The sequence below is a fragment of the Bifidobacterium sp. genome (assembly GCF_050874245.1).
In the GTDB taxonomy this organism is placed as follows: Bacteria; Actinomycetota; Actinomycetes; order Actinomycetales; family Bifidobacteriaceae; genus Bifidobacterium.
Map to the genome: position 1 here is coordinate 1 of NZ_JBNMKH010000064.1, position 10,691 is coordinate 10,691.

General features: G+C 61.5%; 8 protein-coding genes. 7 read left to right on the top strand and 1 reads right to left on the bottom strand.

Annotated features, from left to right (window positions below):
* Together ACR0P8_RS07275 and dnaE are read left to right on the top strand one after the other, a co-directional pair.
* Window positions 1-562, top strand: a 562-nt coding sequence (locus ACR0P8_RS07275) for an RluA family pseudouridine synthase (protein WP_432624453.1), incomplete at its 5' end; no start/stop codon positions are given.
* A 62-nt stretch (window positions 563-624) separates the two neighbouring features.
* A complete protein-coding gene (dnaE, locus tag ACR0P8_RS07280) occupies window positions 625-4,215 on the top strand; it encodes a DNA polymerase III subunit alpha (protein ID WP_432624454.1) in 3,591 nt (1,196 codons plus the stop codon).
* A gap of 116 nt (window positions 4,216-4,331) precedes the next feature.
* Here the strand turns inward: dnaE and ACR0P8_RS07285 are convergent, their stop codons facing one another.
* Entirely contained in the window at window positions 4,332-5,738 is a 1,407-nt protein-coding gene (locus ACR0P8_RS07285; RefSeq protein WP_432624455.1) for an MFS transporter, read from the bottom strand.
* A gap of 268 nt (window positions 5,739-6,006) precedes the next feature.
* Between ACR0P8_RS07285 and hisD the strand changes: the two genes are divergently transcribed.
* From hisD to hisH, 5 genes are all read left to right on the top strand, one after another.
* Window positions 6,007-7,389 (top strand): histidinol dehydrogenase, encoded by a 1,383-nt coding sequence (gene hisD / locus ACR0P8_RS07290; protein ID WP_432624458.1) that lies wholly within the window; start codon window positions 6,007-6,009, stop codon window positions 7,387-7,389.
* Window positions 7,386-8,570 carry a histidinol-phosphate transaminase gene (locus ACR0P8_RS07295; protein WP_432624456.1) on the top strand — a complete coding sequence of 395 codons (1,185 nt, stop codon included), beginning with the start codon at window positions 7,386-7,388 and terminating at the stop codon, window positions 8,568-8,570. The genes hisD and ACR0P8_RS07295 overlap by 4 nt, the downstream gene beginning before the upstream one ends.
* Window positions 8,571-8,620: 50 nt before the next feature.
* Window positions 8,621-9,220 (top strand): imidazoleglycerol-phosphate dehydratase HisB, encoded by a 600-nt coding sequence (gene hisB, locus ACR0P8_RS07300; RefSeq protein WP_026646224.1) that lies wholly within the window; start codon window positions 8,621-8,623, stop codon window positions 9,218-9,220.
* Window positions 9,220-9,996 carry a hypothetical protein gene (locus ACR0P8_RS07305; protein ID WP_217062850.1) on the top strand — a complete coding sequence of 259 codons (777 nt, stop codon included), beginning with the start codon at window positions 9,220-9,222 and terminating at the stop codon, window positions 9,994-9,996. Before hisB ends, ACR0P8_RS07305 begins: the two co-directional genes overlap by 1 nt.
* A gap of 56 nt (window positions 9,997-10,052) precedes the next feature.
* Window positions 10,053-10,691: imidazole glycerol phosphate synthase subunit HisH (gene hisH / locus ACR0P8_RS07310; protein ID WP_432624457.1), on the top strand; the 639-nt coding region annotated here is incomplete at its 3' end.

Here is a 10,691-nt window from a genome sequence, read left to right on the forward strand (position 1 = left end):
CGCCGCGGGACGCCAGGGCATCGTGTCAAGGCTTGACGTGGGCACGTCGGGTCTGATGCTCGTATGCAAGTCCGATTTGGCGTACGTGGAGATGCGTCGGCAGTTCTCCGAGCATGAGGTCGTCAAAACGTATCATGCGCTTGTGCAGGGCAACCTCAAGGAGGACAAGGCCACGATCGAGGCGCCGATCGGGCGTGCCAAAGTCTCCGACTTCCGTTTCTGCGTGACGCCGGCCGGCAAGGAGGCCATCACGCATTGGGACGTGATGGAGCGTTTCGGCGAAGCCACGCTCGTGTCCGTGAATCTGGAGACGGGGCGTACCCATCAGATTCGCGTGCATTTCTCATCCATCGGGCATCCATTGGCCGGGGACGCCATGTACGGCGCGAATCCGCAGTTGAGCGAGACGCTCGGACTTGATCGTCAGTGGCTGCATTCCATGCAGCTTGAGTTCCGTCATCCGCGAACACATGTGTGGACCACGGTCAAATCGCATTATCCGGCCGATTTGCAGCACGCGCTCGACGTGATGCGTGCACGGCACGCCGACCAGCCGCAATAGTTACGTGGCCGTACGGCACGGAATGAGGGTCTACGTCACCAATCGCAGGTAGATTGGAACGCATGGCTACTTCCGGAAATTTCGTGCAACTGCACAACCATACGCATTATTCGCTGCTTGATGGAGCGTCGAAAATACCGGACCTGGTCAAGCGTGCCAAGGAATTGGGCATGCCGGCCATCGGCATCACCGACCACGGCAACATGCATGGCGCCTACGAGATGTGGAGCGACGCGGTCAACGCGGGAATCAAGCCCATCATCGGCATAGAAGCCTACGTGACGCCGGAAACCGCACGTCAGGACCCCACCCGTGTGAGCTGGGACACCAACTGGAATCCTGATCTCGACCCGTTGCACCGGCGTCGTAACCCGGATGACGTGTCGGGCGGTGGCGTCATCACCCATATGACCATGTGGGCGGAGAATGACGAAGGCCTGGTGAATCTCATGAAGGCCTCCACCGACGCGAATCTCGAGGGACGAGTCATGCGTTACCCTCGTATGGATAAGGAGGTTCTCGCCAAATATTCGAAAGGCGTCATCGCCTCATCCGGTTGTCCGTCGGGCATCATCCAGACGCGTCTGCGTCTGGGACAGTTCGATGACGCGTTGCGGGCCGCAGGCGAATTCCAAGATATTTTCGGCCGTGACAACTTCTACATCGAGTTCATGGACCATGGTCTGAAGATCGAAAAGCAGGTGACCGACGGCCTGCTCGACATCGCCAAAAAGCTCAATGCACCGCTGCTCGCCACCAACGACTCGCATTACACGCGTGCCGAGGACGCGGGCGCGCAGGACGCCATGCTGTGCATCAACTCTGGTTCCAAGTTGGATGAGCCAGGACGATTCAAGTTCGACGGCACCGGCTACTACCTGAAGTCCGCCGAGGAGATGCGCGAACTGTTCAAGGACCTTCCCGAAGCGTGCGACAACACGTTGGAGATCGCCGAACGCTGCAACGTCATGTTCGACGACCATGAGGACGGCGCGTTCATGCCACGTTTCGATTGCCCGGAAGGATGGGATGAGACGTCCCTGTTCCTCAAGAAGGTCGAGGAAGGCCTGGAACGACGTTACGACGGTCATCCACCGATCGAAGTGCTGCGTCAGGCCGACTACGAATGCGGCGTGATCTGCCAGATGCAGTTCTGCGGCTACTTCCTCGTCGTCGCCGACTACATCAACTGGGCGAAGGCGCACGGCGTGATGGTGGGACCCGGCCGTGGATCCGCCGCAGGTGCCATGGTGGCGTATGCCATGGGCATCACCGAACTCGACCCGCTCAAACATGGTCTGATCTTCGAACGATTCCTCAACCCGGAACGTGTCTCTCTGCCTGATATCGATGTCGATTTCGATCCGGACGGACGTGGCCGTGTGCTCGATTATGTGGGCGAGAAATACGGACGCGACAAAGTGGCGCAGTGCGTGATTTACGGCACCATCAAAACCAAGCAGGCGCTGAAGGATTCCGCCCGCATCATGGGATACGACTTCTCGGTGGGCGAGAAGATCACCAAGGCGCTGCCGCCCGCGCAGACCGGCGGCAAGGACATTCCGCTGCACGACATCTTCGACCCGAGCGCGAAACGATATGCCGAGGCGCGCGAATTCCGTGAACTGTACGGCTCCGACCCGGATGCCAAACGCATCACGGACGAGGCGATGGGCATCGAAGGCCTGATCCGGCAGACTGGTGTGCACGCCTGCGCCACCATCATGGGTAGCGAGCCGATCACCAACACGTCGCCGCTGCTGGAGCGTACCGACGGCACCATCACCACCACGCTCGAATACCACACGTGCGAAACGCTTGGCCTGGTCAAAATGGATTTCCTTGGCCTGTCCAACTTGACGGTGATCCGAGACACCCTGAACAACATCGAGGCCAACGGCAAGGAACGCATCGACCACACGAAGATCCCGCTGGACGACCGCGCCACCTACGACCTGCTGTCCCGAGGCGACACGCTCGGCGTGTTCCAGCTCGATTCCGACGGCATGCGCTCGCTACTGAAAACATTGAAGCCGAACAACTTCAACGACATCTCCGCACTGATCGCGCTATACCGTCCAGGCCCGATGGATATGGACTCGCACACCAACTATGCGAAGCGCAAGAACGGCTTGCAGGAGATCACGCCAATTCACCCCGAAGTGGCCGAGCCGCTCAAGGAGGTGCTGGACGAGACCTACGGTCTGATCGTCTATCAGGAGCAGGTGCAGTCCGCAGCACGAATCCTCGCAGGCTATTCGCTGGGCAAGGCCGACGTGCTGCGTCGAGCGATGGGCAAGAAGAAGCCGGAAGTGCTGGCCAAGGAGCAGATCCCGTTCTTCGCCGGCATGAGGGAGCACGGGTATTCCAAAGAGGCCGCGCAGGCCGTGTGGGACATCCTCGTGCCGTTCTCCGGTTACGCGTTCAACAAGGCGCATTCCGCCGCATACGGCTTGATTTCCTACTGGACCGCATATCTGAAGACCCACTACCCGGTGGAGTTCATGGCCGCCCTGCTGCAGGGCGCCAGCACGAACAAGGACAAGACCGCGTTGTATCTGGGCGAGGCACGGCGTATGGGCATCCAGGTGCTGTCGCCGGACGTGAACGAATCGGTGTACGAATATTCGGCCGTCGGCGATGTCGTTCGATTCGGCCTCGGTGCAATCCGCAACGTCGGCAAGAACGCCGTGGATGCGATCATCGCGGAACGTGAGAACGGCCACGGCAAGTATGTGAACTTCACCGACTTCATCAAGCGCGTGCCATTGGAGGCGCTGAACCGGCGTCTGGTGGAATCGTTGATCAAGGCGGGCGCGTTCGATTCGATCGATCCGAACCGCAGGGCCCTGTTCACCATCCATGAGACGGCCATCAATTCCGTGGTCGGGCTGAAACGCAAGCAGGCGGAAGGCCAGTTCGACCTGTTCGCGGACTTGGACGATTCCAGCGAGGACGATTCCGCGATGGGCGACGCCATGGTCCAGGTGCCCGATGTGGAGGAGTGGGATAAGAAGACCAAACTGAACTTCGAACGCGAGATGCTTGGTCTGTATGTATCCGACCATCCGTTGAGCGGCATGCAGTCGGTGCTGGTGTCGTTGCGCGAAATGTCCATCGCGCATCTGATCGACCGTGCGGGAAGCATGCCGGATGGACAGCAGGTGACGATCGCGGGACTCATCACGAACGTGGACCGACGTGTGTCGAAGAAAGGAAACCCCTGGGCAATCGTCACCGTCGAGGATCTGGAAAGCTCCATCCAATGCATGTTCTTTGGCAAAGTGTATGAGGCCGCGGCGCCCGAACTGGCAGTCGATACCGTGGTACAGATACGCGGCCAGGTGGAGAAACGCGACGAGACGGTGAGCATGCGCGCCACCGAATTCACCGTGCCGACACTGGAGGCACAGGATGAACGTCCGCTGACGATCGTTCTGCCGCCGATTGCGCTTGACCAGTCGCATGCGCGGCGTTTGGGCGAGATTCTGGCCAGCCATCCCGGACCATGCGAGGTGAAACTGGCGCTGATGGATGACAAGGGCAATGCCAAGGTGCTGACGTTCGGAGACCGCTTCCGCGTTAGGCGTGACACGTCCCTGTTCGCCGAAATCAAGATCCTGTTCGGCCCCAGCTCGTTGCCGCTGTCCTGACCAGCCGGACGCTCAGCGGAAAGCAGTGGCAAAGTGACGAAACGGGCCGTGGAAATCCGGAATCGATGGATTTCCACGGCCCGTTCCATATCTCACGATCGCGCACGATACTGCAATCAGACCGACTGCTCTTCCGCCTGATTTTCTTCGATGATGTTGCCTTCGGCGTCAATCTTCGGAGCGCCGTCGGCAATGCACTTGGCCACCACGTTCTTGGACATGGCCGCGGAAGCGGACAACGACACCGCCATCAGCACCGAACAGACGATGCCGATGATCCAAGCTGGCGTGAATGACAAAGCCTTGTCGAACGCAAGACCGGACACAATCGCGCCGATGATGCCGCCAAGCGCGGTGGCGGACACCGCGAAACCGGTCAGCTTGCCGACGTCTCGGCGGCCGTATTCGTGCGTGATCATGATCGACGGGCCAATCGTGGCGGTACAGGTTCCGATGCCGTAGAAAACCGCGGCGAGAATCGGGCCCCAATCCGTGGTCGGGAAACACAGGAACAGGCAGGCGAGCAAGCAGGACGAGGATCCGACGAGCACGCCGCCGTACATGCCGAAACGGTCGAAAATCCAGCCAAGAGCCACCTTTGCCACCAGTACGACGCCCATGTACAACGACATGATGGTTCCGGCCCACACCACGCTGTGGCCTCCCGTCACCACCTCGGTGCCGTTGTTGTTGACGGACGTCATGTTGGACACCATGTTTACGGAGACCGCGCCGTTGATGACACCGACGAACAAGAATCCCAACACCAGCAGCCAGAAGCCGGCGTGCCTGCGCAGCACCTTCCAGCCGACCGCGACGTTCACCTCGGACAGCGAATGGCCGCTTTTGCGTTCGGCCTCCTTGATCTCCTCGTCGCTCAGTTCGGCGCCCAGCGGCAGCAGTCCCTTCTCGCTCGGCTTGGTGCGGAAGAAGATCACCGGAATCGGCAGCGCCGCCACCAGGCAGATGACGCCGAGCGCCACGTAGGCGGTGCGCCAACCGTAGTTGGCGATGATGGTGCTGGCCACGGGGGAGAGGATCATGCCTCCGAAACCGGAACCGCACAGCGCCGCGGAAACGGCGAGTCCACGCTTGAGATTGAACCAGTTGGTCACCACCACGGAGATGAACAGACGTACGCCGGATGTGATCAGCGTGCCGGAGACCGCGGCGAGCAGGTAGATATGCCAGGGAGCGGTGGCCGCGGAATAGCCGAACAGCAGCACTGCGGAAAGTATCACCAGACAGGACGCGATCTGGCGTGCGCCCAGCTTGTCGATCAGGGTTCCCATGAACAATGTGGCGACGATTGAAATCAAAGATGCGAGCGAAGTGCCGGTGTTGTACTGGCCGATGGTCATGTGCAGGTCCGAGACAATGTGCGCCTGGAACAGCGACGAACAGTTGACGAACGTCGTATAACAGGTGGCCATCATCAGAAAACCGCCGATTACTATCCACCATCCGTAGAAGAATTTCGGTTTTGCTGCTGTCTTTGGAATTTCCGGCGATTGCTGTGACATGGCGGTGTCCTCCTTGGCCATCGTGGTTGCCTGATTGGCAGCAACCTAACACCGTCATGTAACGGATGTCATGTAACACATCGAGGCGCGGACACCCTATCTTCGGGCCGCGGATGGAAGGAGGGTGTGGGCGCTCGCCGCCGCGTGATGCCGCGTGTGAAACCCTTGATATCCCGCAGCGTCTCACAATGCGGTTGAATGTGAGACGTCAGGGCGTTCTCGTGACTTGACGTTGTTACCATGGTGCGTTATGAGCGAAGAAAACTATATGCGAATCATTGACCTGCGAGGCAAGAAGCTGACCCGAGCCGAAATGCTGGAAGCCATGCCCCGCGCTGAGATGGGCACCAACGAGGCCACCGAACTCGTGCAGCCGATCCTTGACGACGTGAAGGCCCGCGGCGCTGCGGCCCTGCGTGATTTCGCGGAGAAGTTCGACCATATTCGCCCTGAGAACCTGCGTGTGCCGGCCGAAGCCATGAAGGCCGCGCTCGACGAGCTTGATCCGGAAGTGCGCGCCGCCATCGAGGAATCCGTGCGTCGCTGCCGCGCCGTCTCCGCATCCCAGGTGCCCGCGCCGTTCCACACTGATCTGGCCGAAGGCGCACGCGTCGCCGAGCGCTGGATTCCGGTGCAGCGCGTCGGATTGTACGTGCCTGGCGGCAAGGCCGTCTACCCGAGTTCCGTCATCATGAACGTGGTGCCGGCCCAGGCCGCGGGCGTCGAATCCCTGGCCATCGCGACCCCGCCGAGCCGCAGCAACTCCGACGGTCTGCCGGACAAGACCATCCTCGCCACCTGCGCCATCCTCGGTGTGGACGAGGTGTACGCGGTCGGCGGTGCGCAGGCCATCGCCATGTTCGCTTACGGTGCCAAGGGCTCCGAACCACAGGACGGCGAGATCCTGTGCGATCCGGTCGACAAGATCACCGGCCCGGGCAACATCTTCGTCGCCACCGCCAAGCGCATGGTGTCCGGCATCGTCGGCATCGACGCGGTCGCCGGCCCGACCGAAATCGCCATCATCGCCGACAAGGGCGCCAACCCGAGCTGGCTCGCCGCCGATCTGATCGGCCAGGCCGAGCATGACGAGCTCGCCGGTTCCGTGCTCATCACCGACAGCGAGGAGCTTGCCGACAAGGTCCAGGAAAGCCTCCGATACCGCGTGCCGCGCACCGAGCATGCCGAGCGCGTCAACACGTCGCTGCGCGGCCGTCAGTCCGGCATCATCCTCACGGACGGCATCGAGCAGTCCATCGACGCGGCCAACGCGTACGCCGCCGAACACCTCGAAGTGCAGACCGCCGATCCGGACGCGGTGATCGCCAAGATCCGCAACGCGGGCGCCATCTTCCGCGGCCCGTATTCCCCGGTTCCGCTGGGCGATTACATGTCCGGCTCCAACCACGTGCTGCCGACCTCCGGCACCGCCCGTTTCGCCGCCGGCCTCGGCGTGCACACCTTCATGAAGCCCGTCGAAGTCATCGAATACGACGAGCAGGGCCTGAAGACGCTCGTCGCCCGCGTGAACGCCTTCGCCGTCTCCGAAGATCTGCCGGCACACGGCGAATGCGTGCTGAGCCGCTTCATCGACGATCCGTACGACAAGGCGACCATCAAGGAACAGGAAGAGAAGGCCGGTCTTCGATGAGCGCAACTTCCGCAGCTGAAAGCAACGCGATTCCGGCCTATCTGCCGCTTCGCAACGATTTGATCGGCGAGGAGCCGTACGGTGCGCCGCAGCTCGACGTGCCGGTATGCCTCAACGTCAACGAGAATCCGTACGCGCCGGAACCTGCGGTGGTGGAAACCATCGCCCAGCGCGTCAAGGAGATCGCCCCGACGCTCAACCGGTATCCGGACCGCGAACACATAGAGCTGCGCAAAGCGTTCTCGCGGTATCTGGAACGCGAATCCGGCGTGAAACTGGATGTCGACCAGCTGTGGGGCGCCAACGGCTCCAACGAGATCATGTTGCAGCTGTTCCAGGCATTCGGCGGTCCGGGACGAACCGCCCTCGGCTGCGATCCGACGTACTCCATGTATCCGGAGTATGCGCGCGACACGTTCACCACATGGAAGCTCGCGCACCGCAACGCCGACTTCACCCTTGACGTGGACGCCACCATCAAGGCCATCGAAGAGGTCAAGCCGGCCATGATCGTGCTCACCAGCCCGAACAACCCGACCGGCACCCCACTCAAGCCCGAGGACCTTAAACGGGTGCTGGAGGCCGCCCGAACCGCCGAAGTGGCAGGCGCGGCCGAAGGCGTGCATCCGGTGGTCGTGGTGGACGAGGCTTATATCGAATTCCGCGATCCGGGCACACCCACCGCGCTGGAGCTCATCGACGAATACGAGAACCTCGCCGTGAGCCGCACCATGAGCAAGGCCTTCGCCTTCGCCGGAGCGCGCGTCGGCTATCTGGCCGCCAGCAAGGGCATCATCGACTGCGTGCGCATCGTCCGCATGCCGTACCACCTGTCCGCGGTCACCCAGGCCGCCGCCCTCGCGGCGTTCGAACACACCGACGAGCAGCTGAGCCGCGTGAACCATCTGCGCGAGACCCGCAACGCCACCGCAGCCTGGCTCAAGCAGCAGACCTACAAAGGCCAGCCGCTAGAAGTGGCCGAAACGCAATCGAACTTCATTCTCTTCGGCGGCCACTTCGACGACCGCGACCGCATCTTCGACGAACTGCTCAAGCGGGGCGTGCTCATCCGCGTGGTTGGCCCTGAAGGCTGGATGCGCGTGTGCATGGGCACCGACGAGGAGATGGCGCGATTCCGCGAGGCGCTCGTCGAAACGCTGCGTATCGTGGAAAAAGGCTGAGACAAGCCGACGCAACAGAATCGCAATCATCGTGAAAAGGAGTCGCAATCATGGCACGCACAGCAACCATCGTTCGTGAAACCAGCGAATCCAAGGTGGAGCTGAGCCTCAACCTCGACGGCACGGGCAAAACCGACATCGACACGTCCGTGCCCTTCTACAACCATATGATGACGGCGCTCGGCAAGCATTCGCTGATCGACCTGAGAATCAAGGCCACCGGAGACACCGACATCGACGCGCACCACACCGTGGAGGACATCGCCATCGTGTTCGGCGAGGCGTTGAAGCAAGCTCTCGGAGACAAGCGCGGCATTCGCCGTTTCGCCGACGCCACCGTGCCGCTTGACGAGGCGCTGGCCAAGGCCGTCGTGGACATCTCCGGACGTCCGTACTGCGTGTGCACCGGCGAACCGGAAGGTTTCGAATATTGCATGATCGGCGGGCATTTCACCGGATCGCTCGTTCGGCACGTCATGGAATCCATCGCCATGCACGCAGGCATCTGCCTGCATCTGCACGTGATTTCCGGTCGTGACCCGCACCATATCGCCGAAGCCGAGTTCAAGGCTTTGGCGCGTGCGCTGCGCTTCGCCATCGAACCGGATCCGCGCGTCGATGGCATTCCGAGCACGAAGGGCGCCCTGTGATGTCCGACGACAAGGACGATTTGGACGATTTTCCGGACGATTCCACGAACGGCTTCGGCGAAGCCGGCGATGATGGCATGCATTTCAGCGAGGAAGAGCTGGAAGCGGCCATGGCCGGTTTTGAAAAGGAGTTCCAGGACGAGGAGGCGGCCAAACGGGACGGCGACAAGTCCGAAACGCAGGATACGCCCGATGTTTCGGATTCCGACACTTCGGCCACTTCGGTCGATTCGGACGAGGCACGGGAGGCCGACGCGGTGCTTTCCGAGGCTGAGACGTCGCTTTCGTTCGACGACGAGCTGCAGGGACTTCTGGGTAACCGTGCGAAATCCGCGGTGATCATCACCCGGGTCACGTCAGCCCAACTGCTCGCTGCCTTCTGCCAGTTGTCCGACATCTCCGCACAATGCGTCGGTTCGCCGCAAGGCGCGGTCGCAGTATTGCGCAACCTCGACGGCGACGGACCGGAATCGGCCATCAAGGATCTGACCATCGTGGTCTCCGGCATGCCGGCGATTCTTGCGGTCAATCGAGCGGACAAGCTTGAGGCGACCATGTACATGCAGGGCAAGGCCGGACAGGCCTTCGCCCCGCCGGTGCTGTTTGCATCCGTCGCATCGTTCGTCGAAGACCTCATGCTTGGCATCACCGATATGGAGGGCGTGCGCGCATCCGGAACCGAAATCGTCGATTCCGCGAGCCTGAGCCGCGACGATGCCATGCGGATCTTGGCCGAGCATACGAAATTCGGACGCGGATCGTCGCGCATCGAATAAGCTTTTCGCCGTGGCCGTCACCGTGCTTCGGCGAACATACAAGAAGGAGGACTCCCATGACTTCCGTGGTGGTGTTCGATTACGGTTTCGGCAATGTGCGTTCCATGGTGCGCGCGTTGGCCAATCTCGGTCTTGATGTGACCCTCACATCCGACCATCATCAGGCGTTGGAGGCCGACGGGCTTGTGGTGCCGGGCGTCGGCGCGTTTGGAGCCTGCATGGAGGGGCTGAAGAAGGTCGGGGGAGACACGGTCATCAAGGATCGTCTGCGTGCCGGACGCCCGGTGCTGGGCGTGTGCGTCGGCGAGCAGATCATGTTCGAACGTGGCATGGAGTATGGCGACGGCACACCCGGCCTTGGCCTGGTCAAGGGCAGTGTCGAACTGCTCGACGCCGACGTGGTGCCGCATATGGGTTGGGACACCGTTGAGGCGCCGGAAGGCTCCGTGCTGCTCAAAGGCGTGGAGAATGAGCGGTTCTACTTCGTGCATTCCTTCGCCGCGATGCACGCCGCTCCCGCCGACATGTCCGCCGATCAGATCGATTTCGGCGATGCGCAGGAGCATGTGACGTGGTGCACGTACGGACGCAGCCGTTTCGTCGCCGCATACGAACGCGGCCCGCTGTTCGCCACGCAGTTCCATCCGGAGAAATCCGCAGAAGCCGGAGCCCAGCTGCTGCGCAACTGGGTCGCG